At 61.5% G+C, this 20,025-nt stretch carries 17 protein-coding genes and 3 pseudogenes; 9 read left to right on the top strand and 11 right to left on the bottom strand.

What is annotated here, in order from left to right:
- Positions 1-32 precede the first annotated feature (32 nt).
- Positions 33-1,481: an MFS transporter gene (locus tag ABD884_RS20985; RefSeq protein ID WP_345051298.1), complete on the bottom strand. Its 1,449-nt coding sequence runs from the start codon at positions 1,479-1,481 to the stop codon at positions 33-35.
- A gap of 96 nt (positions 1,482-1,577) precedes the next feature.
- Between ABD884_RS20985 and ABD884_RS20980 the strand changes: the two genes are divergently transcribed.
- The 4 genes from ABD884_RS20980 to ABD884_RS20965 all read left to right on the top strand — a co-directional run bounded on the left by ABD884_RS20980 (position 1,578) and on the right by ABD884_RS20965 (position 5,335).
- The gene (locus ABD884_RS20980; protein WP_028265733.1) at positions 1,578-1,958 is read left to right on the top strand and encodes a MarR family winged helix-turn-helix transcriptional regulator; all 381 of its coding nucleotides are present in this window, start codon (positions 1,578-1,580) and stop codon (positions 1,956-1,958) included.
- A gap of 132 nt (positions 1,959-2,090) precedes the next feature.
- Positions 2,091-3,524 (top strand): peptidoglycan DD-metalloendopeptidase family protein, encoded by a 1,434-nt coding sequence (locus ABD884_RS20975; RefSeq protein ID WP_345051293.1) that lies wholly within the window; start codon positions 2,091-2,093, stop codon positions 3,522-3,524.
- A 97-nt stretch (positions 3,525-3,621) separates the two neighbouring features.
- Complete coding sequence (locus ABD884_RS20970; RefSeq protein WP_345051288.1) at positions 3,622-4,107, top strand: glutathione peroxidase; 486 nt, start codon at positions 3,622-3,624, stop codon at positions 4,105-4,107.
- A gap of 286 nt (positions 4,108-4,393) precedes the next feature.
- On the top strand, positions 4,394-5,335 hold the full coding sequence (locus ABD884_RS20965) for a phosphodiesterase (RefSeq protein WP_345051286.1): 942 nt from the start codon (positions 4,394-4,396) through the stop codon (positions 5,333-5,335).
- Between the two features lie 4 nt (positions 5,336-5,339).
- Here the strand turns inward: ABD884_RS20965 and ABD884_RS20960 are convergent, their stop codons facing one another.
- The 7 genes and pseudogenes from ABD884_RS20960 to ABD884_RS20930 form a co-directional block, all read right to left on the bottom strand.
- On the bottom strand, positions 5,340-6,923 hold the full coding sequence (locus ABD884_RS20960) for a stealth family protein (protein ID WP_345055123.1): 1,584 nt from the start codon (positions 6,921-6,923) through the stop codon (positions 5,340-5,342).
- Between the two features lie 44 nt (positions 6,924-6,967).
- Complete coding sequence (locus tag ABD884_RS20955; protein ID WP_345051283.1) at positions 6,968-7,879, bottom strand: Cof-type HAD-IIB family hydrolase; 912 nt, start codon at positions 7,877-7,879, stop codon at positions 6,968-6,970.
- A 607-nt stretch (positions 7,880-8,486) separates the two neighbouring features.
- Positions 8,487-8,744, bottom strand: a pseudogene (locus tag ABD884_RS20950) (6-phosphofructokinase); the annotation flags it as partial.
- A gap of 84 nt (positions 8,745-8,828) precedes the next feature.
- The gene (locus ABD884_RS20945) at positions 8,829-9,191 is read right to left on the bottom strand and encodes a cupin domain-containing protein (RefSeq protein WP_091256992.1); all 363 of its coding nucleotides are present in this window, start codon (positions 9,189-9,191) and stop codon (positions 8,829-8,831) included.
- A gap of 87 nt (positions 9,192-9,278) precedes the next feature.
- Positions 9,279-9,539: pseudogene (locus ABD884_RS20940) on the bottom strand (glyceraldehyde-3-phosphate dehydrogenase); the annotation flags it as partial.
- Between the two features lie 17 nt (positions 9,540-9,556).
- Positions 9,557-10,957, bottom strand: a complete 1,401-nt coding sequence (locus ABD884_RS20935; RefSeq protein WP_345051270.1) for an NAD(P)-binding domain-containing protein — start codon at positions 10,955-10,957, stop codon at positions 9,557-9,559.
- A 146-nt stretch (positions 10,958-11,103) separates the two neighbouring features.
- Positions 11,104-11,481: a cupin domain-containing protein gene (locus ABD884_RS20930; protein ID WP_051422984.1), complete on the bottom strand. Its 378-nt coding sequence runs from the start codon at positions 11,479-11,481 to the stop codon at positions 11,104-11,106.
- 761 nt (positions 11,482-12,242) lie between these two features.
- On the opposite strand from ABD884_RS20930, the gene ABD884_RS20925 reads away from it, so the two are divergent.
- The 5 genes from ABD884_RS20925 to ABD884_RS20905 all read left to right on the top strand — a co-directional run bounded on the left by ABD884_RS20925 (position 12,243) and on the right by ABD884_RS20905 (position 16,627).
- Positions 12,243-12,386 (top strand): hypothetical protein, encoded by a 144-nt coding sequence (locus ABD884_RS20925; protein ID WP_345051275.1) that lies wholly within the window; start codon positions 12,243-12,245, stop codon positions 12,384-12,386.
- A gap of 818 nt (positions 12,387-13,204) precedes the next feature.
- Positions 13,205-13,582, top strand: coding sequence for a cupin domain-containing protein (locus tag ABD884_RS20920; protein ID WP_051422984.1), 378 nt, complete (start codon positions 13,205-13,207; stop codon positions 13,580-13,582).
- Between the two features lie 146 nt (positions 13,583-13,728).
- Complete coding sequence (locus tag ABD884_RS20915) at positions 13,729-15,129, top strand: NAD(P)-binding domain-containing protein (RefSeq protein WP_345051270.1); 1,401 nt, start codon at positions 13,729-13,731, stop codon at positions 15,127-15,129.
- Between the two features lie 347 nt (positions 15,130-15,476).
- Entirely contained in the window at positions 15,477-16,064 is a 588-nt protein-coding gene (locus ABD884_RS20910; RefSeq protein WP_081736714.1) for a TetR/AcrR family transcriptional regulator, read from the top strand.
- Between the two features lie 206 nt (positions 16,065-16,270).
- Positions 16,271-16,627, top strand: coding sequence for a hypothetical protein (locus ABD884_RS20905; protein WP_345051266.1), 357 nt, complete (start codon positions 16,271-16,273; stop codon positions 16,625-16,627).
- Positions 16,628-16,815: 188 nt separating this feature from the next.
- Here ABD884_RS20905 and ABD884_RS20900 read toward each other — a convergent pair.
- The 3 genes and pseudogenes from ABD884_RS20900 to ABD884_RS20890 form a co-directional block, all read right to left on the bottom strand.
- A pseudogene (locus ABD884_RS20900) lies at positions 16,816-17,052 on the bottom strand (transposase); the annotation flags it as partial.
- A gap of 156 nt (positions 17,053-17,208) precedes the next feature.
- Positions 17,209-17,901 (bottom strand): DUF5134 domain-containing protein, encoded by a 693-nt coding sequence (locus tag ABD884_RS20895; RefSeq protein WP_345051264.1) that lies wholly within the window; start codon positions 17,899-17,901, stop codon positions 17,209-17,211.
- Between the two features lie 161 nt (positions 17,902-18,062).
- On the bottom strand, positions 18,063-20,003 hold the full coding sequence (locus ABD884_RS20890) for a primary-amine oxidase (protein ID WP_345033404.1): 1,941 nt from the start codon (positions 20,001-20,003) through the stop codon (positions 18,063-18,065).
- Positions 20,004-20,025 lie beyond the last annotated feature (22 nt).

Below are 20,025 nucleotides of genomic sequence, written 5' to 3'. Positions count from 1 at the left end.
ATTAAGGGGCGGTGACTGTGCACAAAATCGGGCTAGGAGGTACGACGGCGGCGCGCCGGGGACGCTGCCACCAGCAGGGCCGCGATTGCCACGGCAGCGCTCAGGGCCAATCCTGGCCGGTACTGATCGAGCATGGCCGCAGCGCTGACGGTGCTGCTTGTGCCGTCGGAGGTGCCGTGGCCGCTGACGAGGGCGGTGGTCACGGCAAGGACCAGGGCGGCCCCAACCTGCGTACTGGTCTGGATGAGGCCGGCGGCCAGTCCCTGTTCCGAGTCCCGGATTCCAGCGGTCGCTTGGACGTTGATGGACGGGAAGGCCAAGGCGAAGCCGACGCCCAGCAGGAGGACGGAAGGAAGAATGTCCAGGACATAGTTGGGCGAGGTTCCAACGCGGAGGAAGAGGACGTAGCCCAGCCCCATCGCCGTCAGGCCCGCGAGGATGAGCTTGGGAGCTCCGAATTTTTCGATGAACCTGTCCGCGAATGGCGCGCTCGTTGCAACCAAGAGCCCTGTGGGAAGCAAGGCAAGTGCCATGCCCAGGGGAGACCAGCCGAGCACCGACTGAAGGTACATGGTGAGGATGAACTGGAAGCTCAGGTAGGAACCGAACAAGCCAACCGCACTGAGGTTGGCGCGGGCCACCCAGCCTTCACGCAGGATGCCGAAGCGGATGAGCGGGTGCTTGACCCGGTTTTCGATGATGGCAAAGGTTGCCAGCACGGCGGCGGAGATGGCGAATCCGGCGATTGTTGCCACAGATCCCCAGCCCTTTTCCGGAGCTGAAACCAAGGTGTACACCAAGCCAAGCATCCCGAGGGCGAGCGTGACCGCACCCCAGATATCGTGCCCGCTCTCTTCAGTGGACGGTTTGTCCCGGGGGATGAACAGCATGCCGAGCAGGACGACGGCGACGGCGATTGGTACCGACACCAGGAAGGTCCAGCGCCAGCTCAGGCTGGTCATGAGTCCACCAACAACGAGTCCCAGTGAGAAGCCGCTCGCGCCGAAAGTTGTGAAGATGGACAGTGCCTTATTGCGCTCGCGGCCTTCGGCGAAGTTGGTGGTGATGATCGAGAATCCGGTAGGGGCGGTGAATGCCGCGGCCAGGCCCTTGACGAAGCGCGTAGCGATCAAGATGGCGGGATCATCCACGAGGCCGCCGAGGAGCGATGCGGCGGCGAAAACGGTCAAGGCGATCAGGAAGATCCGACGCCGCCCCAGCAGGTCGGCGAGCCGGCCGCCCAAGAGCAGGAGGCTTCCGTAACCCAGGACATATGCGGAAACTATCCACTGCAGGGAACCGGTCCCGAGGTGGAGTTCGTGGCCAATCGAGGGGAGGGCTACTCCGACCATGGAAACGTCCAGGCCGTCGAGGGCCAGGACGGTGCACACCACCATGAGCAGCAGCCACTGCGCCCGGGTCCAGCGGACGGCTGCGTGGAGCTGCTCGGCAGGTCTCGTAAGGGTGATTGGTGAAGTCATGGATTCAATGTATATGACGCGTCATTCAATGACAAGGAATATGATAGGGAATCTTATGACATGGACTTTATCTGCGGTTTCGACTAGAATCACCCCATGGCAACAACGCAGGATCGCCAGCTGGTTGAGCAATGGCGCAGCATCCAGAACTCGTACTTCCGCACCGCGGCGGCAATCGACCGCGCCCTCGAGGCCAAGTTCGACATCGGCCTGAACGAATTCGAAATCCTCGATCTCGTCGCCGAAAGCGTTGACTCCGCCTGCCGCATGAAGGCCCTTGGGGAACGAACGCCGATGACCCAGAGCGCTGTCTCGAAAGTGGTCGACCGGCTCGAGAAAGCCGGACTTGTGTCCCGTGTCACCTGCGTGGACGACCGCCGCTCGCTGTACCTCGAGCTGACCGACGCCGGCCGTGCACTGCACTCGGCTGCCGCCGTCGAGCACCGCGCACTGCTGAAGGAAAACCTCGGCGAGTAGCCCGGTACGCTCCGGCGAGTGGTTCCAAAGGAGCACAAGTAAAAAAGTCGAGTGTTCCCATTCAAATTGATAGCCCGCACAATGGGACAAGCGCGCCCGTACTGGGGAGGAGCGCCCGTCTCAGGAGTGGCTGTGGGTAAGCATCATGAGTCTGGCCAGGTTGTCGATCTGGTGCTCTCAAGAAAATTTGGCCGGGTACTCTCGGCCTGCTTCCTCGCTGTCATGGTGATCCTCGCCTTTGGATTCCAGGGTCCAGGTTGGGGTGGGCAAACGACAACCGGCTCGGCGGCCGTGGGCCAGGTAGCGCCCAGCATGCTGCCCACCGAAGGCCCGACGTCCGGTGTGCAAGCAAGCACGGCTCAAAACCCGTCGTCGGCTTCGGTCCCTGCAAGCAGCAACGCCTCCGTGTCTTTTGAACGCTCCCCGGTCCAGACCCTCGACAAGAACGGCGTCGGAAGTCTCAACGTCGCTTCCAGTTCCCTCGACCGGCCGGGCGCCGGGAAACTCTATGCACCCCTTGAAGTGCTGGTTCCGAGTTCTCCCTTCGGCCTGAGGATCGACCCCTTGACAGGCCTGCCCGGCGAGTTCCACTGGGGCCAGGACTTCGCAGCGGCATGCGGAACCCTCGTCTACGCAGCCGACGCCGGCGTGGTCCGGGCCGTGGGCTGGCACCCCTGGGGCGGCGGGAACCGCGTAGAGATCGACCATGGCAATGGACTCGTCACCACGTACAACCACCTCCAAGGAATCGCCGTGGTCAAGGGAGAGTCGATACGGGTGGGCCAGGTCATTGCCAAGGTGGGAACCACAGGTTCCTCCACAGGCTGCCATCTGCACTTTGAAACGATCCTCAATGGTGTCTACACGAACCCGATGAACTGGACCTTCCTGCCAACCAAGCAAGTTGATCCCCTCGGCGATATCCCCATGGTCAGCTACCAGCCAGGGGCCGCAACTGCCACCTCGGCAGGATCTGTCTGGTCCGTCCCGGGGGCCGTGCCGACCGACCCGGTAGCCGCCTCCGCGGAGCAGCCTGTAACCGGCGGAGTGCAGGAGGCGACGGTCGCGCCGCCAAGCCAGTCTGCCACGGCAACGCAAACCCCGGCCGCGTCACCCTCCGGCAGTCCCACGGTGAGCGGTACGCCTAGTGGGCCAAGTGAGACGGCGACGCCCACCCCCGGCCCGACTGGCGCCGGAAGTCCCAGCAGCAGTCCGACGGCGACTGGCACCCCGACGCCGAGCGCGAGCCCGAGCGGCACCAAGACCTTGACGGGCACGCCGACGCCGGCGCCAACGCCGAGCAGCCCACCGAACCAATCGCCGTCGCAAGCGCCCGCCGTGACGCAGCCGCCCGCCGTGACCGTTCCACCGACGGTGACTGTTCCGCCGACGGTGACTGTTCCGCCGACGGCCGCGCCGGCGTCGAGCTCCCCTGTCCCGGTGCCGACCGCGACGCACATCCAGTCCAGCCCCGCGGCGCCCCTACCCGCGCCGATGCCCCCCACGAGCCCCGCGCCGTCGGCCACGACAAGCACCAAAACGGCAACTGCGGCGCCCAAGCCTTAGAAATCGAAGCTTTCCTGAACCACGGGCAACCGCCCTGCCGCGCGTAGACTCGAATGCGGCAGTTTGCCAAGGTCCCGCATCGTAAGGAAGCGATTCAATGTCCCCGCTCTACAGCATCCCACTGACGTTCAACGACGGCTCCCAAGCCGACTTTGGGAGTTTCGAGGGCAAAGCCGTCCTGGTGGTCAACGTGGCCTCGAAATGTGGATTCACCCGCCAGTACTCCGGCCTCGAAGAGCTCTACGGCAAATACCGCGACCGCGGACTCGAGATCCTGGGTGTGCCGTGCAACCAATTCGGTGGCCAGGAAAGAGGTTCCGACGCCGAGATCGCGGACTTCTGCCAGCGTAACTTCGGAGTCTCTTTTTCGCTCTCCAGCAAGTCGAACGTCCGTGGCAAGAATCAGCATCCCTTGTATGCAGAACTGACCCGGACAGCAGACGGGTCCAAGCCACAGAAGGTCAAGTGGAACTTCGAGAAGTTCTTGGTCAGCCGCGAAGGCGAGGTCCTCGCCCGCTTCCCGTCCGCCGTCGAGCCCGATTCCGAAGAGCTCATCGAGGCGCTTGAAAAGGCGCTCGCCTAGGCCCGACCAGGCGCCGAAGTCCAGCTTCCCCGGACGCCCGCTCACGTATGGTGCCGTTTCCCCGGACGCCCGCTCACGTATGGTGAGCGGGCGTCTCGTCGGTATCCGCATAAGTGCAGGAGGGTCGGCGGAAAATGACGCAAAGGTGAGCGGGGATCGCGGTGAGCGCGAGTAATTTTTCAACATTCCGACGGTAAGTTACCCACCGTTAGCCTTTTGTCTGGTTGGATTGGGTCTATTGGGAATGAAACTGGAGGCGCCGTCTCCTACCGACCCGAAGGTAGCAATGGAGCTCATTGAGGCCGAACATCCTCGGCCAGGACACATCCTCCTGCATTTAAGCGACTCCCATTTGTTGGGAGGAACGGAGCCCCTTTACGGTGCGGTAGATAGTGAAGCCCACCTTCGGCAGCTCTTTTCGGAAGTACATGCGTCCAAGGTCCGCCCCGACGCCGTGATCTTCACAGGTGACTTGGCCGATCAAGGCGAGCCGGGCGCCTACGCCAAACTCCGGGCGATCGTCGAACCTGCCTGCCGTGACATGGGGGCACGCGTGATCTGGGCGATGGGAAACCACGACGACCGCGCCAATTTCCGGGCGGTCCTCTTCGACCAGAGCGACAATGATGCCCCCGTTGATCACAGCTACTTCGTCAATGGCTTGCGGATCATCACCCTAGACACCTCGGTACCCGGCTACCACCACGGTGAACTGAGCCAGCACCAGCTCGACTGGTTGGAATCGGAGCTCGAAACACCCGCTCCGGACGGCACCATTCTTGCCCTCCACCACCCACCCGTCCCGAGCATCCTGGACCTCGCCATACTCGTGGAGCTGCGCGGCCAGGCAGCACTGGCCGACGTCGTGCGCAATTCGGACGTCCGCACTATCCTGGGCGGTCACCTGCACTACTCCACCACGGCCACGTTCGCCGGCATTCCCGTGTCGGTGGCGTCTGCGAGCTGCTACACGCAGGACCTCAACGTTCCGCAGGGAGGCACCCGTGGCCGCGACGGCGCCCAAGCCTTCAACCTGGTGCACGTCTACGAGCAAACGATTGTGCATTCGGTGGTGCCGTTGGGCAAGTCACCGACCGTGGGCGAGTATGTCAGCCCCGAAGCAACCCGGCGTCGGCTGGCCGAGGCCGGGATCCGGATCCCCCAGAGGCCTACCCACGAACGCGGTGTGAGGGCCGACGCCAAGTTCCCTGCGATGATCCCCCGCTAGGAGACTACTTCTCCCACGGAGCCTTGACAGGGAAGTACTTCTCCATGAAATCCGTGACGAGCGCAGCCCGTTCATCGGCAGCCACCTCGGGGAAGCTCCCGTCGTTGAGGCAGAAGAAGTCCACGTTGCGTTTGGCCAGGAGCGTGGGCAGGTAGTGCAGCCCGGACCACAGGGTGGTGTCCACATACCTGACTTTGGCGGACGTCTGTGTTACAGCCCGCCCCGTGAGCAACGAGTAGTAGTGGTAGAACGAGTTGGTCACGGAGATGTTGTCCGCCGCGCGGAACCTGCTGCCGGCCGTCTTGGCGAACTCGGCCGGAAACTCGCGCTCCATCTCGGTGATCACGCTGCGGCGCAGCGGGGCGGCTGTGTGCTCCAAATGCCGTGTGGTGATACGCCCAAACCTCTCCCAAAGGAGCTTCCTGTTGACGCGGGCGGCGTTCTCGAAACCGCTGCGTTCGGCGTCGTTCTCGCCGAGGCCTATCCGGGTTGAGGCTTCGATGAACTTGGTGATTCCGCCAGGAGTGAAGAACATGTCCGGTGCTACGGGGCGGCCGAAGAACATGTCGTCGTTGGAATACAGGAAGTGCTCGGAGAGGCCCTCAATGTGGTGCAACTGGGATTCCACGGCCTGCGAATTGTGGGTGGGCAGCACTGCGGGATCCTTGAAGAAATCCTCGCTGCGCATGAGCTTGACGCTCGGGTGCTCTGCCAGCCACTCGGGCGCGGGAGAGTCGGTTGCGATGTAAATCCGGCGGATCCACGGCGCGTACATGTACACGGAACGGAGGGCATATTTGAGCTCGTTGATTTGCCGGAAGCGCGCCTCGTGGGCATCGCCTGCACCCACGACCGCGTCCTTCATCTGCTCGCGGCGGGCTGCGATGTAGGCCGGATCGTTGCCGTCCACCCACGAAAAGACGATGTCGACGTCGAAATCGATGTCGCTCGCGTGGTCCGCGAACATGTTCTCTATGGTCGGCCACGTCAACCCGTGGCGTTCCACCGTGCCCCGGACAGCGTCCTGGCGCAGCATGGTCCGACGGGTCAGGGAGTTCTCCACCGGCAGGATGAGCTGATCGCCGTCGAACTCCCACAATTCCAGCTGCACACCCAAGGAAGGGCCATAGGTCAGCCCGCCTCCGGGTTCCACGCGGGGCCGGAAGAGCCGGAAAATCCGGGCCTTGCGGTTGCTTGACAGCTCGCCGTCCGCCACCAGCAAGGTGGATTTCTTCCGGGCATCCACGGTCATGGAGTAGAACGGTTCGTTCCGGAAAGCCGAAACCAAAGCCTGGCGCAGCTTCTTCCGGAGCTTCCAGTCGACGGCGATCACCGGCCGGTGATCGTTGCCGCGGACCAGTATGAAGTCCAGCCCGGCCGCATCCAACGCTGCCCGGATCACGAGGAGGTCTTCGACCATCACCTGCTGCGGCGTGCGGTTCTGGTTCAGCAAGCTGTAGCGGCCACGATGGCGGACGACGTCGGCACGGTGTTTGAGGCGCTCCTCCACTGCGGGAGATGTCGGTTCTGGAACGACCGCGTCGTCGTCGGAAGGTGGACTACCGAAGTAAATCGCTTGCTGGTCCATGTCCGTGATGGCTTTCCTCCGAATCGTTGTGGTCAAGGGCTTGATCAGCCCACCAAGGCTTCACGCCAGCTGCGCAGGAATGCGCCCCCGGCGTCGTCATGAATGACGTCCTCGCCGAGGCCGAGGTCTGTGGCTGTAAGAACATCGTAGGGCTTGTTGGGCACCCCGTCCGCTGGGCGGACGTCGATGTGCTTGACGCTGTGGCCATTGTGGTGGAGCCAATCGGCCATCGCGTAGTCGGTGCGTGAATCGCCCACCGTCCGCCAGGCCTTCGGGGTGATGCCCTGGGCGGCAAGGAGTTCCACCGCACGGCTGGCACCGAGATCCTTGCCGAGCCGGATCGACTCGATGTCCGTCGAGATGATGGTGGGATCCAAGCGGTAGTCGGCAGCGTCGTCGGACCCTGGCGCGTGGTGGTCCAGGAGCGTGGCGGAGAGCCCGTGCCGGCCCATGAGCTCCAAGGCGTCGGCGTCGAAGAGCCTCTGCTCGGCCAGATAGTCCTCGTTGGGGACGTCCAGATGCTGTTCGACGGACACCATGGCCCGCTTTGTCTCGTCGAAGAACATGTGCGTCGCATAGTCCTCCGCCACCATACGGCGGACGTCGTCTCCGTAGGCTTTCGGAACGGCAAGTTCATGGTCCACATGGATGGGTCCCGGACCGCCCGAGGTGTAGCTGAACCACACGGCGCCTTTTTCGCAGACCGCGTGGACCACGATTCCTGCGGGCATCCCGGCTGCGATCATGGGCGCCATGACTTGTTCGCGGATGAAAGTGTCGGAGCGGCCCGTGTTGAAAAGGACAGGGATGCCGGCGGATGCCAAACTCACGAGATCGGCGATGATCGCCGGCCTCACGTCGCGCGTCACGGGACTCGCGACGGGACCGTCGATGTCGAGGAGGAGCGCGAGGGCGGGAGCGGCCGGATGCGTGGTACCGGGCGTTGAAGCAGTCATGCTTCCATTCTCTCAGTCCCGCGCCGGGAAGCAGCGGTGTGACGGACGACGGCGGCAGGCGGCACGGTTCCGGCGGGTGCCGTCCGTGAATCGCCGCAGATGCTTTCTCGGCCGCCATCATCCAGCACTCCACGGACGGCAGGGTTTCGCTGAGTCGATGAAGCTCCTGGTCATGACCGATCAGCCGGGGTTGGCGTGTTCATCCTCATCGTCCTGAATCGCACCGGGTTGCTTGCCTCCCTCGCGCGGCCATTTTCTACTCGGTAGCGTTCCTCCTCCTGGGAAACAACAGCCGGAAGGACGTTTTGACCGGTTTCATCACCGACTTTACGCTGATGGTCGTCGCCCTGTTCGCTTTTGCCGGCACTCATCCGGTTCGTGACCCCGATGGTCGGGGCCGTCGCCTCTGGAGGGGGAGCCGGGGCAGGCACGGGTGTGGATACCATGGCCACCGGTGCCGTGTCCCTGGGCCGATGGCGGCCATGCCCAGGCGGGTGGCACGGGTTTCGATGCCGGTGCGGGCTTCGATTTCCGGGGTGAGTTGGTCCGCGATGCCACCGAGCCGGGGACGGCCGAAGGTGTCTAGCCCGCGTTCGGAGTGCGGGGATTCCATGTGGTCTGTGATGACCTCGGGGCCGCCGCCGTTCTCGAACGGGTTGGTGCGGGAGGTGCCAAGGATGGTTCCGCCCTGTTTGGCGATGCCCCGGACCATGGTGCGGGGAATCTCGATGATGTCGCCCTCAACCACACCACGCCAGCCGTCCCGGAAGCCCACGAATTCGTGACCATGGATGGCAATGCCCTTCAAGACGGCGCCACGGATAACGGCGTTTAGACCGGGACAGTCGCCACCGCTGATGAGGATTCAGGACACCACGCACCGATCACGCGCCAAAACGTGCCAGGCCCGGGGTGTACCCCCGGGCCTGGACCGGCAGAGCTTTGGCGGTCAGGGCGTGAAGATCACAAAGAATTTTCTGATCCGTTCCTGGATCTCCCAGGTCCCTCGCCACCCGATGGGAAAGAAGCCGGCGGTTCCGGCCTCCAGTGTGACCGGTTCACCGCCGTCCTCAGTGACCACCATGCGCCCTTCAAGGACGTGAATCACCTCGCCGCGCTCCAGAAACTCCCACCGCGAGAGGCCGGGTTCGGCCTCCCAGACTCCAGAGAGGATGCGGGAGTCGTCGCTGGTGAAGGGAATGGAAATTCTCGTTGGAATCTCGTCGCCTAGCACCTCGGCCAGAGGAGGGCCGAGCAGGGATTCGTCTAGCTCCCCCGCGAACAGCTCTGCGGGCTGGAAGGTTTTGCTCATTGGATTTACCTTTCTGCTGCTGCCCGCCGGTAACGTCTCCGGCGGGCTGGTGGTGATGGCCGCGGCTCGGTTAAGCAGCGGTGGAATTTACCCCAGGGCGGCAAGCACCGACATGGCCTCCTCAACGACATCCGTGGCGGGGAACGACGGCCGCTTCACGCCGGCCATTTCTTCCATGACGCGCACTACCTGGCAGGAGTAGCCGAATTCGTTGTCGTACCAGACATAGACCACGAGGTTCTTGTCGTTGGCGATGGTGGCCAGGCCGTCGACGATGCCTGCGCGGCGCGAGCCGACGAAGTCCGTGGAGACCACCTCGGGGGAGTCCGTGTAGTCGATCTGCCCACGCGGCTAGCCTGCAGTTGTTAGCTTGTGGAGAGGGTGTCGGTGAGTTCGTCAGGCGTGTTGGTGTCGATGTCCTGGGACGTGCCGTTCAGGTACCGTTCGAGGGAGTCATCCATGGCGTTGAGCCAGCGGGTGTGGTGTTTGACTGCCATGGTGCCGGTGACCACGGAGCGGTGGATCATGTCGCGGTATCCTAGGATGTCGTCGTGCTTGTGCTGCATCCAGTCCTTGAAGAGCTGGGAAACGGCGTCCAGGTCGAAGGGCGGGTAATCGGTGGCGTCAATGAGTTCGCGCAGGTAGTCCGTTTGGAAGTCGGCCTCTGCGTCGTGGTCCGGAAGCGCGGCCTGGCGTTCGAGCCAGAGCTGGATGTTGGCCTCGCGTTCGGCGAGGGAGGGCAGGTTAATCGCACCGGTCATGACGTCGCGAGCAAACCAGGCCTGGGCGTCAAACATGTTGAAGGTGTAGTACTGGTCCTGCGCGCCGAGGTAGAACAGGTTGGTGTTCTGCTGCCAGACGACACCTTTGTAGAGGTTGCCCGGGTACAGCACGTTCGGTGACTTCAGCGACAGCTCGCTGGGCAGGAACGGGTACTTGTGCTGGTATCCGGTGCAAAGCACGACGGCGTCAAAGTCGTCATGGGTGCCGTCACTGAAGTATGCGGTGCTGCCCTGGAAGTGGGTGACGAGCGGCCGCTCCACGGTGGTCTCGGGCCAGTGATAGCCCATCGGGTTCGTGCGGTAGCTCATGGTGATGGATGCGGCGCCCATTTTGTGGGCCTGCATGCCGATGTCCTCAGCGGAATAGCTGCTGCCGATCATGAGCAGCCTCTTGCCGTAGAACCGCTCTGCGCCCCGGAAATCGTGGGCGTGCATAACCTCGCCCGGGAAAGTCTTGATGCCCTTGAACTCGGGGACGGCAGGGACGTGGAAGTGGCCGGTGGCAACCACGAGCTTGTCGAACACGTGGGTCTCGGTGAGGTTGGTTTTGAGGTCCTCAACCGTCACTGTGAATTCCTGCGTGGCCTCGTTGTAGGTGGTGTGGCGGGCAACGGTGTTGAACTTGACGTACTTGCGGACGTCGGATTTTTCCACGCGGCCCTTGATGTAGTCGAAGAGGACCTCGCGGGGCGGGAAGGAGGAAATGGGGCGGCCAAAGTGCTCGTCAAAGGAGTAGTCCGAGAACTCGAGGCACTCCTTGGGCCCGTTGGACCACAGGTGGCGGTACATGCTGGAATGGACGGCCTCGCCGTGCCCGTCCAGGCCGACCCGCCAGCTGTTGTTCCATTGACCGCCCCAGTCGTCCTGCTTTTCAAAGCACTTGATCTCGGGGATGGCGGCGCCTTTTTGGCGTGCTGATTCAAAGGCCCGCAGCTGTGCCAGGCCGCTGGGGCCGGCACCGATGATTCCGACTCGTAGTGTCATGATGCTCTCCTCTTCCAATAGATCTCTGGGTCGCTAGTGCGCGACGCTGTGGGTTGCCACGCGCCAAGCCGGCACTCAGACAGGTGCCGCCTGCGGTAGCGGGTGATGCTTTTGGTACCCGGCCATACAGCCGGGCGAGTTCGCTCTTACGGGGCGAAGGTGCGGTCGCCGGTGAAGAACCCCAGGCCGTACTCGGGGGTCTCGAACTTGACTGTGGTTCCCTTCGGGAAGAACAGGACGTCGCGCTCCTTTGCGTGCGTGACTTCGCCTGTGGTTTCGTCGGTGAGGATGAATTCGCCCTTGATGACGACCTTCATTTCATCGTAGGTGTACGTGTACACCAGCGGCTCGGAAGCCTTCAGTTCGAAGAATCCGGCGCACATGACCGAGCCTTCGGGGTTGTGGAGGGAGTCGCCGATGGCAGCGACGGTCCCTGGCTCGTTCATCGGCGGCAGGCCCAAATAACCGCCAACTACCTTGTGGATGGATCCGGCCTTACTCAGTGTTCCTACAACGGTTTCCATTTGTTTCTCCTTTGAAAATGGTGCTGTGAATGGTTCGTCAGAACTGTGTGCTTTGGCGCGTATGAGGCTGCGCAGCATCTTGGTTAGAACTCCCGGATAGCTCGGGGAGATTGTCTGCAACCTGACATTCTCTAGCCTCAAGAAGGTCAGCCAGCTCAGCCCCAAGTGCGGTGGTGTGATGCCAGTCACTTATGATTCGTTCCACAAACTTTCACATGAACACTCGTATAAGTCAACCGTCCTAAACGGAAGTTTCTGTCTAGAACATCGAGGCTCGCAAGGATTTGGAAAGCGCGGCCAGGAGGAGGAGATTCCCGGGGCCGATGACGGGCATCGGGTGTTGCCGCCCACGCTGACATTGAGTCCCGTGCATCAGCCATGGCGCGCGAGGACCCTCCGTTGCGAGCTTTCCCGTGACCTGCAATGTCAATACCGGAGGCGGGCGACGGTAGGCGCATATTGCCGTTTCTTGTGGTCTCCCAAATGGGGCAGGGTCCGCGCTGGAGCACCTGCGCCTGCTGCGTATGCCCTGCGTGTTGAGGCGATCGGATGCCGCTGGGCAAGGTAATAGAGACCATGTTTTGAACGCTTGACTTATACAAGCGTTCATGTCACAGTATTTTGAGCAAGCGTTCGTGATGTGCATCACACATAAATACGCAGGGCCTCCACCTTTCTATCGGTATCGGGTCGCGGATGATCCCGGGAGTTCCAGCCCCAGAGCCATTCGGTTCGTACTTCGGATTCAGAAAGAGAAAGTCATGACTCGTGAAGAGGCTTACGCACGGTGCCCCTCGGATTCATACGTCGAGTTCTACGGCGGCCAGTGGCTCATCGTGCCGTTCGCACCCGTTGAGCAACCACACTTCTTCGTTTGTTCACCACGGAGTGTCCGAGCTCTCTAGAGGGAACCTGGAATGAAATAACGGATGCAATCAGCTAACACAATGGAACACCATGACCGCCCTCCTTGAGTCCATCTACATTTATGTCACTAGCCGGCGCGCTTTGGATTAGCGCCTTGATGAAGCCGTGAACGACCTCCAGGAACTGGCAATACGAACGGGAAGGCATGGCATTTGGTTGCGCGTTAGGAGCCGGGACGCTATGCGGCTGCCCTCTCGGACTAAGTTCCGTTCGGAATAACGCGTGAAGTTATGCGCTAAGTGGCCCCTATGCAAGGGGGTCCGCCTCTGCCATGACAACAGGCGGAGGGTCATAGCGAGCCTCATGTAGCGCGGGTGAGGTTCTCAGGACCGGACCCTTTGAAATCAAAGCGGAAAATTGTCGCCTGGTCTTCGGCCCGTTTCTTGATTGAGCGTTCCCCCTTATTCATATGCCCGGAGGCTTTCATGAGGCCGCACCGTGTAATGGGCGAGGGCATGTTCCCGCTTTTAGTTCGACGTTCACGGGGCTCAGCGTTTGCCATAAGCACGAGGGTCGACGTGCGCCCAAATGGAGAAGATGCCAGTATGCGCGATTGACTTAGACGCTTGTTCATTTCAAAGTTTCAGGCACAAACATCGTGACTTGCATCACGCTAGGAGTGGTCGCCTACCGTGCAGATCCAAAAATCTCCGATTTGCAAGCGATGCCCTAGGGGTCCGATCGGGCTGCTCAGCTGCTATGCGGCCACTCCCATATCCCGCCCAAAGGATGACAGTTCTGTCGAAGACGCAGTTCTGACGAACCATTCACAGCACCATTTTCAAAGGAGAAACAAATGGAAACCGTTGTAGGAACACTGAGTAAGGCCGGATCCATCCACAAGGTAGTTGGCGGTTATTTGGGCCTGCCGCCGATGAACGAGCCAGGGACCGTCGCTGCCATCGGCGACTCCCTCCACAACCCCGAAGGCTCGGTCATGTGCGCCGGATTCTTCGAACTGAAGGCTTCCGAGCCGCTGGTGTACACGTACACCTACGATGAAATGAAGGTCGTCATCAAGGGCGAATTCATCCTCACCGACGAAACCACAGGCGAAGTCACGCACGCAAAGGAGCGCGACGTCCTGTTCTTCCCGAAGGGAACCACAGTCAAGTTCGAGACCCCCGAGTACGGCCTGGGGTTCTTCACCGGCGACCGCACCTTCGCCCCGTAAGAGCGAACTCGCCCGGCTGTATGGCCGGGTACCAAAAGCATCACCCGCTACCGCAGGCGGCACCTGTCTGAGTGCCGGCTTGGCGCGTGGCAACCCACAGCGTCGCGCACTAGCGACCCAGAGATCTATTGGAAGAGGAGAGCATCATGACACTACGAGTCGGAATCATCGGTGCCGGCCCCAGCGGCCTGGCACAGCTGCGGGCCTTTGAATCAGCACGCCAAAAAGGCGCCGCCATCCCCGAGATCAAGTGCTTTGAAAAGCAGGACGACTGGGGCGGTCAATGGAACAACAGCTGGCGGGTCGGCCTGGACGGGCACGGCGAGGCCGTCCATTCCAGCATGTACCGCCACCTGTGGTCCAACGGGCCCAAGGAGTGCCTCGAGTTCTCGGACTACTCCTTTGACGAGCACTTTGGCCGCCCCATTTCCTCCTTCCCGCCCCGCGAGGTCCTCTTCGACTACATCAAGGGCCGCGTGGAAAAATCCGACGTCCGCAAGTACGTCAAGTTCAACACCGTTGCCCGCCACACCACCTACAACGAGGCCACGCAGGAATTCACAGTGACGGTTGAGGACCTCAAAACCAACCTCACCGAGACCCACGTGTTCGACAAGCTCGTGGTTGCCACCGGCCACTTCCACGTCCCTGCCGTCCCCGAGTTCAAGGGCATCAAGACTTTCCCGGGCGAGGTTATGCACGCCCACGATTTCCGGGGCGCAGAGCGGTTCTACGGCAAGAGGCTGCTCATGATCGGCAGCAGCTATTCCGCTGAGGACATCGGCATGCAGGCCCACAAAATGGGCGCCGCATCCATCACCATGAGCTACCGCACGAACCCGATGGGCTATCACTGGCCCGAGACCACCGTGGAGCGGCCGCTCGTCACCCACTTCCAGGGCAGCACCGCATACTTCAGTGACGGCACCCATGACGACTTTGACGCCGTCGTGCTTTGCACCGGATACCAGCACAAGTACCCGTTCCTGCCCAGCGAGCTGTCGCTGAAGTCACCGAACGTGCTGTACCCGGGCAACCTCTACAAAGGTGTCGTCTGGCAGCAGAACACCAACCTGTTCTACCTCGGCGCGCAGGACCAGTACTACACCTTCAACATGTTTGACGCCCAGGCCTGGTTTGCTCGCGACGTCATGACCGGTGCGATTAACCTGCCCTCCCTCGCCGAACGCGAGGCCAACATCCAGCTCTGGCTCGAACGCCAGGCCGCGCTTCCGGACCACGACGCAGAGGCCGACTTCCAAACGGACTACCTGCGCGAACTCATTGACGCCACCGATTACCCGCCCTTCGACCTGGACGCCGTTTCCCAGCTCTTCAAGGACTGGATGCAGCACAAGCACGACGACATCCTAGGATACCGCGACATGATCCACCGCTCCGTGGTCACCGGCACCATGGCAGTCAAACACCACACCCGCTGGCTCAACGCCATGGATGACTCCCTCGAACGGTACCTGAACGGCACGTCCCAGGACATCGACACCAACACGCCTGACGAACTCACCGACACCCTCTCCACAAGCTAACAACTGGCCCCATGCAGCCAATCGACTTTTCAAAAAAATGATCCGTGCTCTTAGATAAAGTAATGGCAGCAGGCCAATTCCTGTGGGATCCACCGGGGGACCTGCACACATTAACGTGCTAAGTCCCCCGTCGGGCCTCACACCCAGTGCGGCTACCAAAGTGAGTGCTCGGAGCCTTTGAGGCCGATGTCGTCGACTCGCGGTGGGTTGGAAAACGGGTGCAATATGTGAGGTGCGTGAACAGCCTGATAGGGACACCCGTTCCAGTCAATGGTTCAAACGATGCAAAAGCGATACCCTTAAGAAGGGTCCTTGCCGGGGGAGACCCCGAGACTGGAGAGTGAATTATGCGGGTACCGTCAGCAGAACGAAAAGAACAGCTAATCGCCGCGACCGTAGAACTCATGAGGCGTGAGGGCGTTCAGTCGGTAACCATGCGGGCCATTGCAAAGGAAGCGAACGCACCGCTGGCCGCCGCGCATTACAACTTCGCTGACAAAGACGATCTCATGGAAGCAGCCGCGCGGGCGTGGTTGAAGAACCTGGGCCGGTTTTCCCGTGACCTCCCGATTCACTTGGGACTTCGTAAGACCGTGGAACAAGTAGCCGAAGGCTACTGGCGCTCACTGGAGGAAGAGCCGGCAAGCCTACTTGCTGAATTCGAACTTATCTTGTGGGCAACACGTAATGCCCCCGGCAGCCCCGTGGCGGCGAAGATTTATCCCGCCTATGAGGTGGAGCTGGGAAATATGTTCTCTGCTGCGGCGAAAAGCGACGGTGAAGAGTGCCGCATAGGCATCCCAGCCTTGGTCAGGTCATTTCTGATGATCTATGACGGGGCCGCCATTCAATACATTACCGACCCGAATGCTGCGGATCATCGCGCCAACTTCTTTATGATGGTTGATGCACTTCTTGCCAAGGCCGGCCTTTAACCCTGCTGACAGGGCTGTTGAACTTCTCGTGTCCACTCTGGTCGCTCAGCCCTCCAGAAGCCGCATCCCTCTTAGTTCAGCGGCCCTGAAAAACGGCCAGGGTGGCACAACTGCCCAATGACCGGCAGTGGAACTTGCCCGTAGGGTCGTCCTCAGTAGCTCCGTGCGACGGGCACCAGTGCAGCGGACCAGACGGGCGTTTGGCCATGGCAAGCCACGCCGCGAGCTGGGCATTGAAGTCCTTCGGCGACGCGAAGGACTTCCCGGCAAGAGCGAGGTTCCAGGGACTGGTTCGTCCGTTCCACGCCGCCCTTGCTCTCCGGATCATAGAGCTTGGCCGGCACGGTCCTGGTCCGGAACACCATGGCCGAACGCTAGACCCAGGCGCGAAGCTGGTCCTGCACCCGATCCCGGTCTCATCCAAGAGCCGCCGCAGAACAGCCCCAACCCACGGAGCAGCTCCCATATCCCGGCCAGCAGATCCCGCCCTGCGGGACAGAATCGTTTGGTCCGGCAGGTGTCCGTGGTGTCCCTGCACCGACAGCTATGAGCGCTTCAGATAAGCACAGTCGCACTGGGCCTGGTCCCGAATTCATAACTGATCCAGTCTGCTGAATCCGCCGGCAATGCTCCGGCCGGATCTTGGCCCCGATTTTCCTGAACCACGTCGCACACACGGATTAGCCGATGCGCTCCGCGAGCACCTTTGGCGACATCCACGGGTTCTCCAGCCGGATGATCGCCGGATGAGCCGGGTGCCGTTGCGTGAGTTGGCGGTGACCTTGGCCGCCGCGTCGTGTCTTTCATAACCGAGGTGCTCGGTCAGTTCCCCGTCCAGGGCGGTCTCGATGACGGTCTTGGTCAACTGCTTGAGCAGCCCGTCCGGGCCGGTCAGCGCCAGGTCCTGTTCCTTGGCCTTCTTTACCAGCTCACGGCCGGCATCGACCTCGGAAATTTCTCTCTGTTTTCCAACGGTTTTGGTACACACCGTTATTTCCACAGTCCCACTTCCGGGGGGTGGACTGTCATGGGGAAATGATCTGCTTGGAACTGGTGGGGCCGGTGAATTGTCCGATTGCCCCGCGATCTTATCAAGAGGTCAACAGACACCCTTGATGTCCTCAGGAAAGCTGCCTTTATGTCTTTACGTAATCAGGGCAACGGACATGAGGGCCATGGTGGTGGCGCCGAGGGCTTCGAGGGCGTGTTCGGTGCGTGTGGTTCGTTTGCGGGCACTAGCGTGGTGGGTGCCGGTTGTGGCGGTCCTGCGGTGGTGGAGAATGAGGGTGAGGAAGGTTGCTGCGGCGGCGGTGAAGACGAGGGTGAGCAGGAGAGCGGGGGTGTGGCCGAGGCCTGCCACGGCTGCTGCTGTTGTGTCGGGTGTGCTGACCTGCGCCGAGGTGATGCCGTGGTGGCTGGCCGGCATTGGCATTGGCATCCCCTCTGCCGTTGCCTCGGCTGTTTGGTTTGCCGGGGCGTGGGTGGGTGTGTGGGTCATGAGGGCGAGCATGGTGGCTGCGCCGGCCATGGTGAGGGCGTGGTAGGCGCATTTGAGCTGGCCTTGGGCGGTGGTGCAGAGTGTTTTGAATTCGGGCCGGGCGACGGCTTGGATGGTGAACCAGAGGGCTGCGGCGGCCAGGACGGCGATCTGGGCCAGCATGGTGGTGGGGGCGAGGTTCCAGAGCATGGCGGCCATCAGGATGTTCATGAGGGCGTGGAGGATGTTGTTGACCCGGTCCGTGTGTTGGCGGGACCGTGCCGCTTGCAGGGCGTGGTAGCTTCCGCCCAGGAGCAGGGCGGCGGTGAGGGTCCAGGTAATTGCGGGGATGTTGAACACGCGGATCACGCTCTCGCTGCTGGGTTTGGGTGGGGTATGGGTTCAGTCCCCGGTGCGGATGTGGACAGCACCGGGGACTGAAGATCGGGGTGGAAAAAGGGGTGTGGTCCCCGGTGCGGATGCGGACGGCACCGGGGACCACGGTTATTGCTTGCTTGCCTTTATTGTTCGTTTCCTGTGCTGCAGTGCCCGCCGTTGGTGCCCCGGGTTTCGGTGGGGAGGTTCAGGGTGGGGTTTTGGTTGAAGAAGCCGTGGGGTTCGAGCATGAAGCCGATGTTCTGGCGGGGCATGACGGGCCAGTCTTCGAGACGGACGACGTGGTGCATGCCGAAGGTGTACCAGACCACGAGGTCCTGGTCCACGATGTTCCGGTCCTTTTCGGTCCAGACGTGCAGGCCGTCATCGGCGCCGGTGGACTGGTTCGGGAACTCCCCGGCGGCGAAGCGCTCGGTCCGGTCGTAAGCGGTGACCCAGAGGTTGTTCCGGGCGAACTGGGCACGTTTGGAGACGTAGGACTCGTCCCCGGCCGCGAGCTGGATACCATCGGTGGGGATCAACCGGTACGCGACCGGTTCATCCACGATGTTCCTGCTCTCGTGGTTGACGACCTTCCAGAACCGGTGCTTGCCCGAATCGGTCTTACGGATCGCGGCTTTCTCGGTCTCCAGCAAACGATCCACGGCCATGAACGCGGTATGGGTGGGGTTCTCCCGGGGGATTTCCATGTCCACTTCGTAAACGGCGTTCTTCAGACCATCAAGCTCGAAGTCCATCCGGACGTTGAACATGTGCTGGTGGATCGGGGCGTACAGGCCATCGTTGTTCAGGGACTGACCGTACGGGCTCTTCTCACCGGGCTTCTGCCCGGCAGTGGAAAGAATACCGGTGGCCTTGACCAGGAACTCGATGCTCCCGTCAAGGAAAAGGTGCCAGTAGAACGCGTACTCATAGTTCGCGACCGTAGCAATGAAGGAAATCACCAGCTTCCGGCTGCGCCGGGTCTCGGTGGTGCCCTCACGGAAATCGAAGTGCTTCCACAAAATGGAATCGTCTTCCTCATGCATGCAGATCGCGTTCTCGATCGTCCACGGGTTACCGAGGCTGTCCACGCTATGACCATCGAAGTACTTGATCTCACCCAGGCAGTCACAACCCAACGTCAGGGAGTTGGCCATGTTACCGATGTTGTACTCACCGGAATCAAACGCGTTCTTCTTCGCCTGCACCGGGGCCGTATCACCATAAGGAACAACCATTTCCGACAACGAAGCCCGGTTGATCACCGGACGCTCAACACCCTGATCCCGGAACTTGAGCTGGTGCAGGACCAGACCCTCACGCGGGGTGAAACCAACCCGGAAAGACCAATCAGCCCACTGCACATGATTACCCGTCACCGTGAACGACGCACCCTCGGGCTGGGTGATCTCAATGGGTTTGAGGTCCGTACGGGCCGGACCGACGTACTTGGGCAGGTAATTACCCGAAGCGGCCGGAACCGGGATCGCCTGGTCATCCTCAAGCTTGACGACCTCCCCGGAATTCAAGTCCACGATCACAATGAAATTCTCGATCGGGTGCGCGTACGGGCTATCGTCCGCCTCGTCCCGAACAAAAACCAGGGCACGCATCAAACGCCGGCCCTCATCATCCTCACCGAAATAACCCACGGACCACGGCTCGAAACACACCAAGGACATATCCGTGATCCCGCGCTTGGCCAAAGCAGCCTGAACCTCGGGATTCTTCCGGCAACTCTCCTCACCCTCGGCGAACTCATCCACCATGAACGGCGGCTGAACACCGGCAGCAAGCTGCCTCCACGCATCCACCGTGCCCGTCTCAAGACTCACGACCGCCTCGAACGCACGCCCCTGAGCCCGGTCCACCAGAACCGCGTCCGCCTCACGCGCCACCTGCACACCATTACGCAAATCCGCCTTGGACGGCTCACGCAACTCAACACTGATAAAACGGAACGACTCCCCCGCAGCCGGGCCCTCCTTCAAAATCGAAACCGCACGGGAAATCTCCACCCGCGACAACGGATCCAACGGATGCGCCGTCCCAACAACGGCTTGAGCTTCACTGCTGATAGTCATGATTATCTCCTTAGTGAGTCCT

It is taken from the genome of Arthrobacter methylotrophus, from assembly GCF_039539965.1.
GTDB classification, from domain to species: Bacteria; Actinomycetota; Actinomycetes; order Actinomycetales; family Micrococcaceae; genus Arthrobacter; species Arthrobacter methylotrophus.
Note: the sequence above shows the minus strand (reverse complement) of the source record. Positions and strands in the feature narration are given on the sequence as shown.